General features: G+C 34.7%; 17 protein-coding genes. 12 read left to right on the forward strand and 5 right to left on the reverse strand.

What is annotated here, in order from left to right; translation table 11 throughout:
• Positions 1-115 precede the first annotated feature (115 nt).
• From EYD45_RS12965 to EYD45_RS13015, 11 genes are all read left to right on the forward strand, one after another.
• On the forward strand, positions 116-1,975 hold the full coding sequence (locus tag EYD45_RS12965; protein ID WP_130964988.1) for a sensor histidine kinase: 1,860 nt from the start codon (positions 116-118) through the stop codon (positions 1,973-1,975).
• Between the two features lie 5 nt (positions 1,976-1,980).
• Entirely contained in the window at positions 1,981-2,607 is a 627-nt protein-coding gene (locus tag EYD45_RS12970; protein WP_130964989.1) for a response regulator, read from the forward strand.
• A gap of 97 nt (positions 2,608-2,704) precedes the next feature.
• On the forward strand, positions 2,705-4,336 hold the full coding sequence (locus tag EYD45_RS12975; protein ID WP_130964990.1) for an ELWxxDGT repeat protein: 1,632 nt from the start codon (positions 2,705-2,707) through the stop codon (positions 4,334-4,336).
• Between the two features lie 179 nt (positions 4,337-4,515).
• Positions 4,516-4,899, forward strand: a complete 384-nt coding sequence (locus tag EYD45_RS12980) for a cadherin repeat domain-containing protein (protein ID WP_130964991.1) — start codon at positions 4,516-4,518, stop codon at positions 4,897-4,899.
• Between the two features lie 185 nt (positions 4,900-5,084).
• Positions 5,085-6,029 (forward strand): M20/M25/M40 family metallo-hydrolase, encoded by a 945-nt coding sequence (locus EYD45_RS12985; protein WP_130964992.1) that lies wholly within the window; start codon positions 5,085-5,087, stop codon positions 6,027-6,029.
• Positions 6,022-6,705, forward strand: a complete 684-nt coding sequence (locus EYD45_RS12990) for an SDR family NAD(P)-dependent oxidoreductase (RefSeq protein ID WP_130964993.1) — start codon at positions 6,022-6,024, stop codon at positions 6,703-6,705. The genes EYD45_RS12985 and EYD45_RS12990 overlap by 8 nt, the downstream gene beginning before the upstream one ends.
• A gap of 192 nt (positions 6,706-6,897) precedes the next feature.
• Complete coding sequence (locus EYD45_RS12995) at positions 6,898-8,910, forward strand: T9SS type B sorting domain-containing protein (RefSeq protein ID WP_130964994.1); 2,013 nt, start codon at positions 6,898-6,900, stop codon at positions 8,908-8,910.
• A 5-nt stretch (positions 8,911-8,915) separates the two neighbouring features.
• Positions 8,916-9,551, forward strand: a complete 636-nt coding sequence (locus EYD45_RS13000; protein WP_130964995.1) for an HAD family hydrolase — start codon at positions 8,916-8,918, stop codon at positions 9,549-9,551.
• Positions 9,552-9,616: 65 nt separating this feature from the next.
• Positions 9,617-10,213, forward strand: coding sequence for a SprT-like domain-containing protein (locus EYD45_RS13005; RefSeq protein WP_130964996.1), 597 nt, complete (start codon positions 9,617-9,619; stop codon positions 10,211-10,213).
• 4 nt (positions 10,214-10,217) lie between these two features.
• Complete coding sequence (locus tag EYD45_RS13010) at positions 10,218-11,297, forward strand: mannose-1-phosphate guanylyltransferase (protein WP_130964997.1); 1,080 nt, start codon at positions 10,218-10,220, stop codon at positions 11,295-11,297.
• Positions 11,298-11,360: 63 nt separating this feature from the next.
• Positions 11,361-12,830 carry a DUF389 domain-containing protein gene (locus tag EYD45_RS13015; protein WP_130964998.1) on the forward strand — a complete coding sequence of 490 codons (1,470 nt, stop codon included), beginning with the start codon at positions 11,361-11,363 and terminating at the stop codon, positions 12,828-12,830.
• Between the two features lie 27 nt (positions 12,831-12,857).
• On the opposite strand, the gene EYD45_RS13020 is transcribed toward EYD45_RS13015, so the two are convergent.
• Both EYD45_RS13020 and EYD45_RS13025 read right to left on the reverse strand, forming a co-directional pair.
• Positions 12,858-13,625 carry an ABC transporter ATP-binding protein gene (locus tag EYD45_RS13020; RefSeq protein WP_130964999.1) on the reverse strand — a complete coding sequence of 256 codons (768 nt, stop codon included), beginning with the start codon at positions 13,623-13,625 and terminating at the stop codon, positions 12,858-12,860.
• On the reverse strand, positions 13,625-14,362 hold the full coding sequence (locus EYD45_RS13025; RefSeq protein WP_165453936.1) for an MlaE family ABC transporter permease: 738 nt from the start codon (positions 14,360-14,362) through the stop codon (positions 13,625-13,627). The genes EYD45_RS13020 and EYD45_RS13025 overlap by 1 nt, the downstream gene beginning before the upstream one ends.
• A 110-nt stretch (positions 14,363-14,472) precedes the next feature.
• Between EYD45_RS13025 and pafA the strand changes: the two genes are divergently transcribed.
• Positions 14,473-16,095, forward strand: a complete 1,623-nt coding sequence (pafA, locus tag EYD45_RS13030; protein WP_130965001.1) for an alkaline phosphatase PafA — start codon at positions 14,473-14,475, stop codon at positions 16,093-16,095.
• A gap of 19 nt (positions 16,096-16,114) precedes the next feature.
• Here the strand turns inward: pafA and EYD45_RS13035 are convergent, their stop codons facing one another.
• The 3 genes from EYD45_RS13035 to EYD45_RS13045 are packed head-to-tail and all read right to left on the reverse strand — an operon-like array spanning position 16,115 to position 18,552.
• Positions 16,115-16,966, reverse strand: coding sequence for a glycosyltransferase family 2 protein (locus EYD45_RS13035; protein ID WP_130965002.1), 852 nt, complete (start codon positions 16,964-16,966; stop codon positions 16,115-16,117).
• Positions 16,967-16,969: 3 nt separating this feature from the next.
• A complete protein-coding gene (locus EYD45_RS13040; RefSeq protein WP_130965003.1) occupies positions 16,970-17,491 on the reverse strand; it encodes a methyltransferase in 522 nt (173 codons plus the stop codon).
• 2 nt (positions 17,492-17,493) lie between these two features.
• Complete coding sequence (locus EYD45_RS13045) at positions 17,494-18,552, reverse strand: 3-oxoacyl-ACP synthase III family protein (protein WP_130965004.1); 1,059 nt, start codon at positions 18,550-18,552, stop codon at positions 17,494-17,496.
• Between the last annotated feature and the right edge of the window lie 36 nt (positions 18,553-18,588).

Below are 18,588 nucleotides of genomic sequence, written 5' to 3' on the forward strand. Positions count from 1 at the left end.
AAGCTGTTTCGATTGAAACAGCTTTTTTTTGGGACTAATTGCCTCAAACCTACCCTATTGGGTAGGTTTTTGCTTGTGTATGTTTTTGTACATTTAAACATCTTTAAATGTTTCAATGTTTTTTAGGCTTTTCGCTATAATTTGTTTCGGGGTAATTTCCAACTTTTCTTTTGGTCAAGAGGAATGCACCTGCGAGCTAGCGATTTCAAAACAAAAAAAAGAAATTTTTAGTAAAAGAGACTCATCCCAAGTTTTTCCGTTAATTAATAGTTATAAGACCTCAGGTACTGAAAGTTGTATCTACCAAGCTTTGGTGCTTGAGTTAGAGTATTACCATACCCGCAAAAACATAAAAGAGATTTCAGAAATGCTAAAGGCGCAAGAACGTATGCTCAGTTTTATGAATTGTAATGATGAATTTCTCTTTGGTTTTTACTTAAATAAGACACTCTTTTTTAAGGTTCAGCATGATTTCGAAAAGCTTTCAGAATTTGCTTTTAAGGCTTTGAGGGAAGCAGAAAGACTTGATGATGAAGCTAAAGAAATTGAAGCGATTAAAGAAATTGTTTTTTTATTTACAAGACTTAATGAGGACCATAAGGTTTGGAGTTACGTGAAAAGAGCGGAAAAATTAATTGTTAAGAAAAATAATCCGATTCAATCTATAAGCGACTATCGGTGGTTGGGTTATCAATATGAAACCAAATACACAAAAACTAACCGTGAAACACTTCTCGATTCAACACTATTATTCATCAATAAAGCAAAACCTGACGCATTAAAACATAAAGTGTATGATGAACTGGCATTAGTTTACAGAGCCTTAGAGGCTCATGCATATCACAAAGGAAACCCAAAGGAAGCACTTAAATACATAGACTCATCAATTTATTATGGGAAAAGAATTAAGGGTGAAAAAAATTTATCTGGATTGTACCTTTCGAAAGCATGGGATCATTTGGATTTAGGTCAGCTAGAAAAAGCTAATAAATGGATGGATACCTCTTTGTTTTATGATAACAAAACTGATATAGCTGGTTATATGATGTTACAACACGAGGCTTCAGAAATTTATGCAGGGGCAGGTAAACATAAGAAGGCACTGGATAGTTATAAGGTTTATAGTAAAATGAAAGACAGTATTTTAAATACTGAGCGCTTAAAGGTGGTTAGCGAATTAGAAACAAAATATAAAACAGAGCTTAAAGATGCTCAGATTAAACGCTTAATTATATTGCTTATCGTAGCGGCTTTTCTAATTGTGGGGATACTTTTTATAGGAAAAATGATTCAGCTAAAACGAACAAAACAGAAAAGCGAAGCATTACAATTGGCTTTTGAAAAACAATTGCAATTAGAAAAAGAGTTAGCTGATGTTCGCGATGGAATAGCCCAAGATTTTCATGACGATTTGGGCAACAAATTGGCAAGAATTTCTCTGCTCTCCAATTTGGTAAGTGGTGAAGCTACCCTAAAAACACCGAGTGTAAAATCTAAGATAAAGCAAATAACCGAGGATGCCAATGGGCTATATAATGGCACAAGGGATTTTATTTTTTCATTGAAATCGCGCAGTGAATATTTGGAGGAAGTCATAACCTATCTATCTGATTTCGGACAAGATTATTTTAGCAACACCTCAATAAAATTTAAGGTTGAAAAAAAGATCGATACTAATGTGAAGCTTCCGTATTACTGGAACAGGCATTTAGTGTATATATTTAAGGAAGCGATGACCAATGCGCTAAAATATGCACAATGTTCTTTAGTTATATTAAGGATTAATCATAAAGATAATGAGCTTCAAATGGATTGTGAAGACGATGGAAAAGGATTAAATGAAGAGGACTTAAAATCTTCCAATGGGATGTACAACATGAAATATCGAGCCGAAAAGATTGGAGGAGAGTTAAAAGTGAAATCACTTAGGAATAAAGGTACAACACTCAGTTTTACGGGAAAAACAAAGCTTTAAATAAGATGAAAAAGTATAAGGTGGTAATCATAGAAGACAATATACCATTAGGTTTGGGCTTTAAAGAGGTTATAAACAATACCCAAGAGTTTGCGGTTGTGAGTGTATATGATAATTGTGAGGACGCAATAGAAAATATGCTATATGATGATGCGCAGATTTATTTGGTTGATATAGAATTACCAGGGATGAATGGTGTTGAAGGTACTCGAGAAATAAAAAAAGCGCGCCCTAAGTCAAATATCATCATGGTTACTGTTTATGAGAATTCAGATGTCGTTTTTGATGCGCTATGTGCGGGTGCCACGGGATATTTAACAAAAAACCTGCCGCCTTCAGATCTGGTTGATGCGCTCAACGAAACCGTAGCTGGAGGTGCACCCATGAGTATAAAAATTGCAAAAATGGTCGTAGGGTCTTTTCAAAAAAAGCCAAGTAAAATAGAGTTGTCTCCCCGAGAAAAAGAGGTATTGACTTTGCTCTCAGTTGGCAATAGTTACGATGTTATCGCCGAAAAATTATTTATAAGTAGAAATACCATTAAGTTTCATTTAAAGAATATCTACATTAAGCTTCAGGTAAACTCTAATATTGAAGCAGTACAAAAAGCAAGTAAAGAGAACCTCCTTTAAGTAGTTCCAATTTTTTTCATTTTAAAATCTACCCAATTGGGTAGTACAGCCCTTTGTTATCCGATTTACTTTTACCCAGAACTTTTAAAACCTATTTATGATGAAGAAACAATTACTTATTTTATTAGTATTTACATTTACCATAGTCCACTCTCAAAGCATTGTTAAGGATATTAATATTGGTTTTCCCGATGCAATGCCTACTTATGCAAAAAATAGGATAGCCTACGGGGGGAAACTTATATTTGCTGCTGATAATGGTGTAAATGGTATTGAGCTTTGGGAGTCTGACGGCACTACGTTGGGAACAATCCTTATAAGTGATATGAGATCAGGAGCTTCAGATTCTAACCCAAATGGATTTCATGAATTTAATTCGCAAATCTATTTTTCGGCAGCTGGCGTTCAAAACAAATATAATCTTTTCTCAACAGATGGAATTGCTATTTCATCTTATCCACAAATCAGGAGTGGCACTGGTTCGGCATCGCCAAGGTTATTTACAACTTTTGGTAGCCTTTTAGTGTTTAGTGCCAGACCATCTGCCTTCAATCAATCTACGCCTTTTTATGGAGAGGAGATTATGGGATTTAATGGAAGTCCTTGGACGGGTGGAGGCGATCAAATAATGATAAAGGATATTAACCCTCAAGGGAATAGTTCTTCACCTGATTTTTATACCGAGTACAATAACTTGCTTTACTTTGCAGCAACTGATGATGGTACAAATGGAAGAGAACTTTGGGTGACAAATGGCACAAACCTAGGTACAAACTTGTTATTTGACATTAATTCAGGTGCTGCTAGTTCTAATCCAGCAGATTTAATAACTATAAGTAACAATCTATATTTTACTGCTGATGACGGAGTAAATGGCAGAGAATTATGGATTTCGGACGGAACTTTGGCTGGAACACAACGATTTAGCAATATAAATCCAATTGCTGCAGATTTGGATAATCCTGAAAACCTTACCATATTTAATAATGCTTTATATTTTACAGCAACGCATCCTACTTTAGGCACAGAGATTTTTAAACTGGGCGGAACAACCATATCAAACCTAAAAAATATCGCTTCAGGTAGCGGAGATAGTAATCCGTCCAATCTTTATGCCTCTTCAAATAGATTATACTTTTCAGCAGATAATACAGTAAATGGTATTGAATTATGGTCAACTACCGGGTTTTCTGCAACCACTAATATGGTAAAGGATATTAATACTTCTCCTTCTTCTGCAGATAGTAACCCTATCGGGTTTACAGAATATAATGGGAAGGTTTATTTTTCGGCTACAAACGGAGCGAATGGCACAGAACTTTGGGTTACAGATGGAACAAATGCGGGAACCTTCATGATTAGTGATATTAATCCATCGGGAAACAGTAATCCAATAGATTTGATTGTAGCCAATAATCTATTATTCTTCTCAGCAGATAATGGTTCGGCTGGAAATGAATTATGGAAATATCAAGATCCAACGTTATCTACAAGCAACTTTGTACTAGAAAATACCAGATTATACCCAAACCCTATAAAAGATAGCTTTTCATTAGAAGCAGCTTCTGAGATTATGGACATATCAATTTTTGATATCTCCGGAAAACAGATAAAAAACTTTGAACGAGACAGAAAGGAATATAGCGTGGGCGACTTGGCTCCTGGAGTTTACTTTGTTAATATTCAAACTGAAAAAGGAAAAATAACAAAAAAAGTTGTCAAGGAGTAAAAGCTATGGGTTAAGAAAAAAACAACTACATGCATCACATTTTGATATTATCAAAATACCACCCGTAAGGGGTGGCTGTAGAATGCTTTGTAATAATTAGTTTTACCAATTCAACGGTAAAATATTTTAAAAAGTCAAAGAAGTAAATTCTTATTTAATAACCCCCAAATCTTAAAATTATGAATTCAATTAAATTTTTTTCATTAGCCTGCGCAGTAATGCTTTTTTGTGCGTGCCAGAAGGATGATACCCCCACAAATAGTGCTCCGGTATTGGAAGACAGGACTATGAATATGAATGAAAATCCAACGTCGGATTTAGTGACTACAGTAACCGCCACAGATGCAGATGATGACCAATTAACCTATACCATAGTCTCGCAAACACCTGAAAATAGTGTTGGTATTAATACTGCAAATGGTGAAATTTATATCGTTAATGCAAGCGCATTTGATTATGAGCAAAACACCACAATCATAATTAATATCGAAGTTACTGATGGTGTTAATACAACGGCATCCGCGCTAACAATCAATATTTTAGATGTAAACGAAAATGGTTAATGTATGTTTTCAAAACTCAGAAAATATAAACTAGAAATAGTTTACACTTTTTTTTATGTTTTCATGGTAAGCTTAATAATTTTGGCTCTAAGTTAGGTTGATAGTTAAGTCCCCAATATTAAACCTGTTTCATACACTTGTTGAAACAGGTTTTTTTTATCTTTAATTTTTTAAAAAACTAAAAGATGAAAAAACTATTTTATTTGATACTGCCTGTACTGCTTTGTTGCTGTAAAAGTACTGTAAAAATCGAGCCAATTACTATTACATCAAATGACGTAAAAGACATAGTAAGTTATTTGGCTTCAGATGATTTAAAAGGAAGAAATACAGGTACAGATGGTATCGATACATCAGCCACTTATATTGAAACGCAGTTTAAAGCTTATGGTGTGAAGCCCTATTTTGAGACCTATCGCGACAATTTTAAAGTGGATACTCTGGATGCGTTTAACGTGGTAGGTTATCTTGAAGGAAATGATGATAAATTAAAGCACGAGTTTATCATCTTAGGTGCCCATTACGACCATATTGGTTATGGAAAATTGATTGAAGGTGATTCCATTGCAAACGGAGCTAATGATAACGCAGCTGGTACAAGTGCGGTAATGACTATCGCAAAATATCTAGCTCATATGAAGAACAACAAGCGCAGTATTATGTTTGCATTATTTTCAGCAGAAGAAAAAGGGCTTAAGGGTTCAAAACATTTGGCACAACGTTTAAAAGCAGAAAAAATTGATTTATACACCATGGTTAATTTTGAAATGGTAGGTGTCCCTTTTAAAGATCGCGATTACGAGGCTTTTGTAACGGGTTATGATATGTCTAACATGGCTGAAAAGATAAATGCTTATACCGAATCAAATCTCATTGGGAAATCTGATGTAGCTGTAAAATATAATTTGTTTAAAAGATCGGATAACTATCCATTTTATTTAGAGTTTAAGGTGCCTTCTCAAACCATATCTTCTTGTGATATGTCTAATTTTGATTATTACCATCATGTAGATGATGAGGTTGATAAATTAGATTTCAATTTTATGGCTAGTTTAATCAATAAAACGATTCCTGCCATTGAAAATATGAGTAATACGCCAACAAAGGAAATAAGAATTACAAATGAGTAAAAACATCATTATTACTGGAACTAGTCGTGGCATAGGATTCGAGTTAGTGCAGCTTTTTGCAAAAGCAGGACATAAGGTTTTAGCATTGTCTAGAAACGAAAAGCCGATTCAAAATTTAAGTTTAGAGAATGTTGCCTGTTTTTCTTTTGATTTGAATGACGGCAGAGCGTATAGCGAAGTAGAGAATTTTATAAAGAGTGAATGGCAGCATGTGGATATTCTCATAAATAATGCTGGGGCACTTTTGAACAAACCATTTGCTGAAACTACCATTTCAGATTTTGAGTATGTGTACAAAACCAATGTTTTTGGAGTTTCAGAGCTTACAAGGGTTACAATTCCATTTATGAACAAAGGAAGTCATGTTGTAACTATAAGCTCTATGGGAGGTGTACAAGGAAGTATGAAGTTTCCTGGGCTGGCAGCCTATAGTTCGAGCAAAGGCGCTGTAATAACTTTATCAGAGTTACTTGCTGAGGAATACAAAGATGAAGGTATTTCATTTAACGTTTTGGCGTTAGGTGCAGTACAAACTGAAATGTTGGAGGAAGCGTTTCCAGGGTATCAGGCACCAATAACTGCCTTAGAAATGGCACAGTATATTTTTGATTTTTCTTTAAATGGAAATAAATACTACAATGGTAAGCTGTTGCAGGTTTCAAACTCTACGCCGTAATACGTTGTAATACATCTTGTTAGTTCAACTAGTATAAAAGATGTTTAACGATAATAATGTTCAACAGGCAATCAGTTATTTAGTTTTACGTTCCTTAAATAGTTAATAGAACCCCAAAGAAAGACACCTATCCATAATTCAAAAGCATACAGGAATTTAAATTATTACTTCAATAGATCGTGTATTGGTTTTATGTTCTTATGGCTAACGGCAATTAATTCGCAAGCACCGTTATTCTCAGATGTTCCGGTTAGTGATGGGTCACTCGTCAATAATTCCATAGGAGAGGCAAATACCAGCAGAAACATAGCCATTAACAGTGCTGGTGAAATATATGTGGTTTATAGCGGTTCATCCGGAATAAGAGTTGTAAAAAGTGTAGATAGAGGTCAGAGTTTTTTACCAAGTGTTTTAGTGGTTAATGCAATTGGAGAAACAGAAATAGCAGTAAATGAAAGAGGGGATGTTTTTGTAGCGTGGATGCAAGGTGAATCCATCCGTTTTACTAAAAGTAACGATGGAGGAAATACATTTAGCTTACCGATAGCTATAGGAAGAGGAGCAGGAGATGCTGTACATATGACTACCTATGAAAATATGGTATATATCATTGATAGATTCGGATCTGTGGTATATGCCAACGATAATTATGGTGAAGGTGCCTTTAGATCTCGCAGTTTTACAGGGTATGTTTATGCAGATGTAAGGACGGATAAAAACGGAGTGGTTTATGTACCTGCCGACGACCCAACGTTGTACCTTTTTAAAAGTTTAGATTCAGGAGAAACATATCAACCAGTACGCTTCCAAAATGTGCCACAGATATATTTTTCAAGTTATGCATTAAGTCAAGGGCCTTGTGGTGATTTTATTTTTGTTGGAGGAGGTGGAGATACCAATAGTATAGGTTATAAAATTGATGTGAATACCGGCGCAAATCTACTAGTATCCCTAGGTACCAATAGTGGCAGGGAAACAGGGCGAACCCTTGTTGCTGATGATAGAGGTACATTAATAGATGGTTATAAGAATGCAAATGGAGAGTTGTTGTTCAATGTTAGTTATGATCAAGGAGAAAACTTTGGGCCTCCAGTATTGGTTGCACAAGGTACAAGTCATAATCTTGAAATCAATCATACTTATAATGACGTAGTCGCTGTATATTCAAAAGATGGACAAATTTTTGTATCAGTGTATGATAATATTTTAAAAGGCATCACAATTGATGGTCAAATCCCACAACCTATATGTGCTGGTGCTTCTTTTGATGTGTCTTATACACTTTTAGGTCAGTTTGTCTCAAATACTACATTCTCTGTCTATTTAAGTGATAGTGAAGGCAATTTTGATAATGGTACTTTGCTTTCAACGGTATCTTCTAATACCAGCGGAACCATTTCGGTTACAATTCCTGAAAACCTTGTGAGTAGTAACTTGTATAAGGTTAAATTTCAATCTACTGAAAACTGTACTGAAAGTAATTTAATTCAGCTTTCTGTTCAAAACCCTGAAATTGAATTACAGGATGTATATTTAATTTGTGATTCCGATCCTACAATAGAGTTATCCATTGATCCTAGCTTTTTATCTTGGGAATGGACTTTTGAAGATGGTAGTGTCATATCAAATACCAATGAAGCATCAGTTTCAAATGTTGGGAGTTATGCCGTTCATGTAACAGACAATATTGGAGGACAACTTTGTGAAAGTACCTTCAGTTTTAGACTGGAACGTTCGCAACCACCTGAAATATCAGAAATAAAAATAAACGAACTCTCCGATGCCAATTTTATTGAGATTATACCATCTGGTGATGCGTTAGAATATTCACTGGACGGTATAAACTATCAGGATTCAAATGTGTTTGAAAATTTAGTTGGTGGAGAGTATACAGTACGCTTTAGAGATAAAAAAGGCTGTGGAGAAGGCAGTGAAACGGTTATTTTATTAGACTACCCAAAATTCTTTACACCAAACGGGGACGGCATAAATGATAGATGGCAGATAAAAGGACTTCAAAGATTTCCTGAGGCCATAATTTTTATTTACGATAGGTATGGTAAGCTCATAAAACAAATTTCTGCAAATAGCTCTGGGTGGGATGGCACATTTAATGGTGCTGAATTAGTAACATCTGATTATTGGTTTGTGGCGAATCTGACCAATGAAAGACAAATTATCGGGCACTTTACCTTAAAACGATAGTTTAGATGAGCAAATACAAATGTGTCATTTTTGATTGTGATGGTGTTTTAATCGATAGTGAATCCATTGCAATTGGCGTTTTGGTTGAAATGGGTAACGCATTGGGGGCAAATATGGACTTTAAAAAGTCGCTCATCAACTTAAAGGGTAAGTCTTTGAATTCCTGTATGGCACTTATATCTAGTTTGATTGGAGAGTCGCTGCCGGAAACTTTTGAAATAGATTATAGAGCCAGAACTTTTGAAACATTCAAAAAAGAAATTCAACCTATTAAAGGGATAAAAGAAGTATTGGAAAACTTGAAAATCCCGTTTTGTACGGCATCTAGCGGACCAGAAAATAAAATCAGATTAAATCTTGAGTTAACTGGTTTACTTCCATTTTTTGGAGATAATATTTTTAGTTGTTATACCATTCAAAAATGGAAACCAGAACCAGATGTATTTCTGTGGGCTGCAAAAACCATGGGATTTCAACCCAATGAATGTTTGGTTGTTGAAGATAGTGTTTCAGGTGTTGAAGCAGCCTTAGCTGGTGGTTTTGACGTTTTTGGTTATACCGAACACGATTATAAAAATGAACTTGAAGCTTTAGCTACTAAAACTTTTAATACTATGGGTGAACTTTTGGGGATGGTTTAAGCTCGTAAATTTTTCTTATAAAATCAAGTGTGACCCTTAACAAAAAATCCATTATTTTCGTAGTAATGCTAGCCCAACTTCAATCGTATATTCCAGAAAATGCCATTCAAAAAGTAAAATTACTTTTAGAACATGATAATCTTGTTATCAAAATTAAAAATGAGAGAAGAACGAAACATGGCGATTATAAACCGTTACCAAATGGGAAACATCAAATTACCATTAATTCAAACTTAAATCAATTTCGTTTTTTAATCACATTAATTCATGAAATTGCTCATTTTGAGGCTTTTGCATCTTATGGTAGGCATATCAAACCCCACGGAATTGAATGGAAGCGAACGTTTCAGCATTTAATGCTGCCATTTTTAAATCCTGATATTTTTCCGAATGAAATATTGCCATTATTGGCAAATCATTTTAAGAATCCAAGGGCATCTAGCGATACAGATGCGCCATTAAGCTTAGCCTTAAAGCAGTTCGACGAACCAAATAATAAAACGTTCGTTTTTCAAATACCTTTGGGGCAAACATTTAAGTTGCACAATAATAAAGTTTTTAAAATGGGAAAAAAAAGAGTGAAGCGTTATGAATGTGTTGAAGTGAAAACTGGCAGGTTATATTTGTTTAACCCAAATGCAGAAGTAGAACTGATAAATTAAAAAAATGAATAAGAATTATTACGCCATATTGATGGCAGGAGGAGTAGGATCAAGATTTTGGCCTGTAAGTACACAGGATTACCCGAAACAGTTCCATGATATGCTGGGAACTGGGGACACTTTAATTCAAAAAACATTTCAGCGTTTGGCTCACCTTATCCCAAAGGAAAATATATTGATTTTAACCAATGAGCGATATAACGATTTGGTTTTAGAACAATTGCCTGAAGTAGAGCAACGACAAGTAGTTTTGGAACCTGCAATGCGTAATACTGCGCCTTGTATTTTATATGCTTCTTTAAAAATTCAAAAAGAAAACCCTGACGCCGTTATGATTGTGGCGCCAAGTGACCATTGGATTGAAGACGAAGCTACCTTTTCTAAAAACGTTAAGGACGCCTTTGATTTTTGTGAAGAAAACGATGCATTAATGACTCTAGGTATTCAGCCTACATTTCCTAATACTGGATATGGTTATATAGAATTTGATAAATCCTCAGGAAATATCGTTAAACCTGTAAACCAATTTAGGGAAAAACCGGATTATGAAACTGCCAAGGAGTTTATAGCTCAAGGTAATTTCTTGTGGAATGCTGGTATTTTTATGTGGAGCGTGAAAAGTGCTGTTAATGCGTTTAAAAATAATCAGCCCGATTTGTATTCTTTATTTGAAAATGGAGTTTCTGCATATAATACAGCTGCTGAGAGCGACTTTATTAAAGAAAATTACTCAAAGGCAGAAAATATTTCGGTGGATTATGCCATAATGGAAAAGTCTCAAAATGTCTTCGTTATTGCTGCCGAATTTGATTGGAATGATTTAGGTACGTGGGGTAGTTTATATGATAAGCTAGATAAAAATGAATCTGGCAATGCGGTGGTTAATGCACGCACGCTTGAGGAAAATTCCTCAGGAAATATGATTCGCACCAAAAATGATAAAATTGTTGTTGTCGATAGTTTAAGTGATTTTATCATCGTTGATAAGGACGAGGTTTTATTAATTTACCCAAAGGCTAAAGAGCAAGATATCAAGAAAACACTTCAAAAAGTAAAAGATAAATTCGGGGAGCAATATGGCTAGAGCTTAAGTACATTGTATTCTAAATTATATTATATTCGTAAGCAATGAGGCAATTTAGTTACAATGGAAGAAAGTAAATTCAATTTCTCTGAAGAGGAAGAAGCAAATCAAAAAGAACAAAACGTAGAGCAATCCAAAGAAAATGTAAAAAAAGATGCTCAGGGATTGTATGCCAGTATTTCAAAGTTTTTAAGTGAACTTTTAGATTTTAGGGATGATACGGATAGGGCTGCAACTATAGAAGCTATAAAAAATGATATCCCCTTTAAAGGTGCTACGGCTTGGATTTTGGTTTGTTCTATATTTGTTGCATCAATAGGTTTAAATGCCGATTCTACTGCTGTGGTAATCGGTGCCATGTTAATTTCTCCTTTAATGGGACCTATCTTAGGAGTGGGGCTTTCCATAGCTATAAACGATATAGATACCTTAAAAAAATCGATGATAAACTTAGCTACCATGATAGTTTTAAGTTTACTTGCCGCATTTCTATTCTTTAAATTTTTTCCTACTGCAGATATTATGACCAACGAGCTGTTTGGTAGAACAAAACCAGATGTGAGAGACGTGCTCATTGCGTTTTTTGGTGGTGCAGCTCTAATAATTGCTCGTACTAAGAAAGGAACTATTGCATCGGTAATTTTTGGTGTGGCTATTGCTACGGCGTTAATGCCGCCGCTTTGTACGGCTGGTTATGGTTTGGCGCATAACTGGGATTATTTTATCGGTGCTATGTATCTTTTTACTATTAATACCATTTTTATTGCCCTCGCCACATTTTTGGTATTGAAGATTTTACGTTTCCCAATGTTAAGGTATGCCAATTCCAAAAAACGTAAGCGTATAGCAAGATTAGCTTCGATTACAGCTATTTTGGTAATGGCACCCGCAATTTGGACCTTTGTGAAATTTATTCAACAAAGTGGTTTTGAGAGCGATTATAATAACTTTTTAAAAACTGAAGTAGAATCTAATAATGAGTTATGGCTTCAAAAAGGGACTCCTGCATGGGAGGAGAAGTCAATTACTCTTTATTTTAACGGTGAAGTAACAGAGGCAACCATTGCTGATTTAACTAATGAAATAAAGAACTATGAAAAAATTAAAGATTTCACTTTAAACATCAAAGGGAATAAGAATAGAAGCTTTGATAAAATATCTGAAGCCTATGACAGAGCAATAAAAGATTTAGATAATAAGGATAATATTATAGCAGGTTTGCAAAAACAAATAACCGAATTGCAGGAAAATATTACCAATTTAAATCAGCAGGTAGAGGCCAATAGTAATGGAAATGAAATGTCGTTTACCAATCTTTCGCGCGATGCTAAGGTGAGATTTAAAGATTTAGAATATTTTGGATATTCAAAAATGCTATCTTCAAAAGATTTTATAAATATTGATACCATCTCTGTTGTAAACTTAAAATGGAATAAAAATCTTCCAGATAGTACTAAACTTAAAAAAGAAAAAGACCTAAAAAGTTGGTTAATTAAGGAGTTAAAAACAGATAGTATTTTAATCTTGAAGTAATTTTCAATTGTAGCGCATAGAAAGGAATTATTCGTTTTCCTCAATATACATTTTGCGCACTTTTTTAAATAGGTTTGAAGAATACACAAAGTCGGTTACAGATGCGTTATCCGTTTTAAAAATAGTTTTATTGGAGCCTTCCCAAGCTTTTAATCCGTTTTTTAGGAAAACAATTTTTTCACCTATTTCCATTACAGAATTCATATCATGTGAATTGATTACAGTTGTAATTTGATATTCGTCTGTGATTTCTTGAATCAAGTTATCAATTACAATCGCTGTTTTCGGGTCTAAGCCAGAATTGGGTTCATCGCAAAATAAATACTTCGGATTGTTAACTATAGCTCTGGCGATAGCCACACGTTTTTGCATCCCACCAGATGCTTCACTTGGCATTTTATTGTGAGCTTCAGGAAGATTTACCCGTTTTAGCACAAAATCTGCTCTGTCTTCCATTTCGCTTTTACTCATTTTCGTAAACATTTGAAGTGGAAACATCACATTTTCGGCAATGGTCATAGAATCAAACAATGCACTTCCTTGAAATACCATTCCTATTTCAGCACGTAAATCGCGCTTTTCACTTTCAGAAAGGTTTGAAAAAATTTTACCATCATAGGAGATGGTTCCAGCTTCATATTCAAAGAGTCCGAGTAAACATTTTAAAAAAACAGTTTTTCCTGAGCCACTTTGCCCAATGATAAGATTGGTTTTTCCCTTATCAAAAGAGGTTGTAATACCTTTTAAAATATGGGCATCTCCAAACGATTTATGTAAATCTTTAACTTCAATCATTAGCCTAATAGCATTCCGGTTATAACATAATTTAGCAATATGATAACTACACTCGTCCACACAAATGCAGTGGTACTAGCTTTACCCACCTCTAGAGCACCGCCTCTCATATAGTAACCATAAAACGAAGGTATGGTAGCCAAAACAAAGGCAAATACAAAGGTTTTTATAAACGCATAAATAACATGAAAGGAGTCAAAATCAGTCTGGATACCCAGAATATAATCTGCAAGAGTAGAGTAGCCTCCAAACACACATGCTGCCATTCCTCCCAAAATTCCTAAAAACATACCAACAGCAATCGCAAAAGGGTACAGCATTAAGGCTATAGTTTTTGGAAAGACCAAATAATTAAGGGAGTTAATACCCATGACTTCCAAAGCGTCTATTTGTTCAGTAACGCGCATAGTACCAATACTAGAGGTAATGAAAGACCCTACTTTACCCGCCATAATTATAGAAGTAAACGTAGGTGCAAATTCTAAAATTACGGACTGCCTTGTGGCGAAACCCACTAAGTATTTGGGGATTAGAGGGTTGTCGATGTTTAGAGCCGTTTGTATGGTAATTACACCTCCTACGAAAAAAGAGATGAACGCTATAATACCCAAGGAACCAATGATGAGATCGTCTATGTCTTTTAAAATTAATTGACGCATCACAGACCATTTTGTTGGTTTGCGAAACATCTCAGCAATCATTAAAAAATATGCTCCTATATTATGCAGGTATGTCATATGTAATATTGTAAGTGCTAAATTAAAAAAAACTTAGGGGTATTTAACCTTAATTTTAAATAATGATGCTTTAATATGCGTATTTTTGAAAACAATAAATTTTGAATATAATGAGATATTTTGTTGCCTTTTTATTAGTCTTTACTTTTAGTCTGTCAATAACTGCACAAGAGGAACGTCCTAAACTGGTTGTGGGCATAGTTGTAGATCAAATGCGTTATGATTATTTAACCCGTTTTGAAAGTAAATATGGTGAAGGGGGATTTAAGCGTTTGATGAATGAAGGCTACAATTGCAAAAACAATCATTTTAATTATGTGCCAACCTATACAGGACCTGGGCATGCCTCAATTTTTACTGGAACTACACCAAAATACCATGGCATTATTGGCAACCATTGGTATGATAAGGATATAAAGAAAATAGTGTATTGTGCTGGGGATACAACCTATAATTCAGTAGGCACAAAAGCAGCCTCCGGACAAATGTCTCCTCACCGCATGTTAACTACAACTTTTGCTGATGAAAACAGATTATTTACCCAAATGCGAGGTAAAACTATTGGTATCTCTATAAAAGATCGGGGTGCAATATTACCTGCTGGTCATTCGGCAAATGCAGCGTACTGGTTTCAAGGAGGTAAAGAAGGGTATTGGATATCCAGTACATTTTATATGAATGAGTTACCTAAATGGGTGAATGACTTTAATAATTCTAATAAGGCAAAATCTTATTTTAAAGTATGGAATACGCTTTATGATATTGAGACTTATACCGAAAGTGGTAGCGACTTAAATAACTTTGAAGGCACTTTTAAAGGGAAAGAAACCGCTACTTTTCCCTACGATTTAGACGCTTTAAAAAAGAAAAATAATGGGTTTAATATTTTAAAAGCAACACCATTTGGGAATAGTTTAACTACCGATTTTGCTTTGGCGGCAATTGATGGAGAGCATTTAGGAAGCGATAATATAACAGATGTTTTGACTGTAAGTTTCTCAAGTACTGATTATGTAGGGCATAAGTTTGGGGTAAATTCAAAAGAAATTGAAGACACTTATATCCGTTTGGATAAAGATTTAGAGCGTTTTCTTTTGGCATTGGATGAAAAAGTTGGCAAAGGCGAGTATGTGGTTTTCTTAACTGCCGATCATGGTGCAGTTGATGTACCTGCGTATTTACAGTCTGCTAAAATTCCAGCTGGATATTTAGATAACAATGAACGAAAAGCATTGTTTCAAAAGTTTTTAATGGATAAATACGGTACTACCGATATTGTTGAGGACATTAGTAACAATCAAATTTTCTTAAATAGAGCAATGATAAAGGCTCTTGATTTAGATTTGAATGCTATACAAAACGCTGTGGTAAATGAGCAAATTACTTACCCGCATATTTCAAAAGCTTATACTGCTAACACAATGGGTTCTGTTGACTTTACAGAAGGTATTGAGGCATTATTGCAAAAAGGGTTTAATCAAAAGCGTTCGGGTGATGTCATTTTAGTAAACGATCCAGCCTACATCAGCTATGGGAAGACAGGTTCTACACACGGTAGTGGACTAAATTATGATACACACGTGCCTTTATTGTTTTTTGGAAAAGGCATCAAGAAAGGACATACCTATAAAAAAACTGAGATTAGCGATATTGCTCCAACCATTTCTGCTTTATTGGGAATTGGCTTCCCAAATTTTGCGATCGGACAACCCTTGGAATTTGTTTTGGAATAAGAATACAAGGTTTAAATATTTAAAATTTTAGTTTACCTAACATGCCTTTCCAGCGCAATTTCCGGATAAATTTGCCTTCATCTTCGGTAACTAAAAATTCTAGTTTATTTTTTTTGGCTTCAAAATAACCACCCATGTAGTTTTTGAATAATCCAATTTTTTGTTTTTTAAGACTCAGTTTTACGGCTGAAATCAGAGAAATTAAGAAACCATAGCGCATCTTATACATAGCTTCACCTTGAAGATTTTTTGATGCGTTGTTATAACTAATACCGGTAGGTTTTAAATGTTTTACTTGTAATGTTTCGTCGGTTTTAATTTTCCAACCATAATACTGTGCTAATAATTCATCAACAGTATCCCAACCCATGGATGGTTTTAATTTTCCAATTTGCAGAAAACAGTCTTTTCTATAGGCCTTTAGAGCACCTCTAATATGGTCTTTCCTTGTTAAGTTCTCTAGCACCCATTTCCCATCCTTTTCTATGTAGCAGAACCCAGAAGCCATACCTAAAGTTTTATCTCCTTTGAAATGAAGATCTAATTGTTCTAGGTAATTATCAGGGAAAATTAGATCCGCATCAAATTTACAGATAACATCATATTCCTTATCTAAAACCTCATAACCTTTATAAAACGCATTGATGATTTTTGAACCAGGTAGGTGTTCATCTGAGGATTTTATATTGACAAGCGAAATAAAACTGTGTTTTTGTGCATAACCATCAACAACAGACTCTGTTTTGTCTGTAGAATTATCATTAACTACGATAATTTGTTTAGGTTTTAAGGTTTGTTGCGACAATGAATATAGCGTAAGACCTATAGAATCTGCTTCATTGTGTGCGGGTATGACGATGTAGAAATTCAAAGTTTAAACTTTTTCAGCGTAAACAATATAATACCTTGGCGTGAACCACCTTAGAATAGGACGAATACCAATCTTTTTTGTTGGATTGGTCCATTTTTCGCTGTCAATAATTTTCCATCCAGTTTTTTCTAACAGCCAATCAAATTGCCAATCTTCAAATTCATGGTAATGTCTGTCTAACATGTCTGTTTTGCTTCTGTAAGCAGAAGAAAACCAAAGTTTAAGAGGAACACTTGCAACCAATTTATCGGCCTTTATGGTTTTTAAAACAGTAAATGGTGATAGTAAGTGCTCAAAAATTTCGAAAGCAGTAACAACTTCAGCTTTAGATTTTTCAATGTTAGAAGTATCTATATCTAAATCCTCACCTTTTGTGTTTTCAACAGAATATCCATGTTGTTCCATTATTTCAGAAAAGGGGTTTACAACGCCTAAATCTAAAATAGTTTCAGATGTTGAAACATGCTTCTGCAAAAATTCTATGGTATGCTTGAAACGCTTGCTGGGATAGGTGTGTTCGTACATTATTAGTATTGATAAACAATAGCATTAATATGCATTCCAGCACCAACACTGGCAAAAATAACTACATCACCTTTGTTCAACTCATGGGGTGCCAATTGTTTGTTTTTTACCAAATCAAAGAGTGTTGGAACTGTTGCGACAGAACTATTTCCTAACTTTTGAATGCTCATTGGCATTACATGCTCTGGAATTTCTGTTCTATAAAGTCTGTAAAAACGTTTCAAGATGGCTTCGTCCATTTTTTCATTGGCCTGATGGATGAAAATTTTCTTAACATCTTTAATGTCAACGCCACTGTTATCCAAACAGGTTTTCATAGCTTTTGGTACGTTCATTAAAGCGAATTCGTAGATTTTTCTACCATCCATTTTAATATAGCGCGTGTCCTTATCCAGTTCGGGATTATTGGAGTTTCCAAAGAATAAAAAATAGGCCTCATCATAGGTGAAACTTGCGGTTTCATGTGCAAGTATACCACCTTCTTCATCGGTTTCCTCAACAATTGTAGCACCAGCACCATCAGAAAAAATCATGGCATCCCTATCGTGTTTGTCAACTACACGTGATAAGGTTTCTGTGCCTATAACTAAACACCGTTTTGCCATTCCAGCTTTTATAAATGCTTTGGCTTGTATAACACCTTCCACCCAGCCTGGGCAGCCAAATAACAAATCGTAAGCCACACATTTTGGGTTTTTAATACGCAAGCTATGCTTAATGCGAGAAGCTAAGGAAGGGAGCATATCACTTTGAATAGTGTTATGTTTTACGTCTCCAAAATTATGGGCAACTATAATATAGTCAATAGTTTCTGGGTCGATATTGGCATCTTCAATAGCTTTTTCAGCTGCAAACGAACCTAAATCAGAAGAGTCTAAATGGTCTTTAGCATAACGACGTTCAGAGATACCGGTTATAGATTTGAATTTTTCAACAATTACTTCATTAGGAGCATTAATTTGAGAGCCATCGGTGTTTAAAAACTCGTGATTATGGAAACTTTCGTTTTTCTCAACATTAGAAGGAATATAGCTTCCTGTACCAGTGATTTTAATATTCATAGAAAGAAAAATTACTTTTAATTATTCAACCAAAAG

Origin of the sequence: Hyunsoonleella flava (assembly GCF_004310325.1) — a bacterium.
GTDB classification, from domain to species: Bacteria; Bacteroidota; Bacteroidia; order Flavobacteriales; family Flavobacteriaceae; genus Jejuia; species Jejuia flava.

Coding starts and splice junctions, on each gene's coding strand:
- pafA (WP_130965001.1), top strand. CDS start 14,473: ATGAGATATTTTGTTGCCTTTTTATTAGTCTTTACTTTTAGTCTGTCA.
- EYD45_RS13005 (WP_130964996.1), top strand. CDS start 9,617: ATGCTAGCCCAACTTCAATCGTATATTCCAGAAAATGCCATTCAAAAA.
- EYD45_RS12995 (WP_130964994.1), top strand. CDS start 6,898: ATGTTCTTATGGCTAACGGCAATTAATTCGCAAGCACCGTTATTCTCA.
- EYD45_RS12975 (WP_130964990.1), top strand. CDS start 2,705: ATGATGAAGAAACAATTACTTATTTTATTAGTATTTACATTTACCATA.
- EYD45_RS12980 (WP_130964991.1), top strand. CDS start 4,516: ATGAATTCAATTAAATTTTTTTCATTAGCCTGCGCAGTAATGCTTTTT.
- EYD45_RS13000 (WP_130964995.1), top strand. CDS start 8,916: ATGAGCAAATACAAATGTGTCATTTTTGATTGTGATGGTGTTTTAATC.
- EYD45_RS13010 (WP_130964997.1), top strand. CDS start 10,218: ATGAATAAGAATTATTACGCCATATTGATGGCAGGAGGAGTAGGATCA.
- EYD45_RS12965 (WP_130964988.1), top strand. CDS start 116: ATGTTTTTTAGGCTTTTCGCTATAATTTGTTTCGGGGTAATTTCCAAC.
- EYD45_RS13040 (WP_130965003.1), bottom strand. CDS start 17,491: ATGTACGAACACACCTATCCCAGCAAGCGTTTCAAGCATACCATAGAA.
- EYD45_RS13015 (WP_130964998.1), top strand. CDS start 11,361: ATGGAAGAAAGTAAATTCAATTTCTCTGAAGAGGAAGAAGCAAATCAA.
- EYD45_RS12985 (WP_130964992.1), top strand. CDS start 5,085: ATGAAAAAACTATTTTATTTGATACTGCCTGTACTGCTTTGTTGCTGT.
- EYD45_RS13045 (WP_130965004.1), bottom strand. CDS start 18,552: ATGAATATTAAAATCACTGGTACAGGAAGCTATATTCCTTCTAATGTT.
- EYD45_RS13020 (WP_130964999.1), bottom strand. CDS start 13,625: ATGATTGAAGTTAAAGATTTACATAAATCGTTTGGAGATGCCCATATT.
- EYD45_RS13025 (WP_165453936.1), bottom strand. CDS start 14,362: ATGACATACCTGCATAATATAGGAGCATATTTTTTAATGATTGCTGAG.
- EYD45_RS12990 (WP_130964993.1), top strand. CDS start 6,022: ATGAGTAAAAACATCATTATTACTGGAACTAGTCGTGGCATAGGATTC.
- EYD45_RS12970 (WP_130964989.1), top strand. CDS start 1,981: ATGAAAAAGTATAAGGTGGTAATCATAGAAGACAATATACCATTAGGT.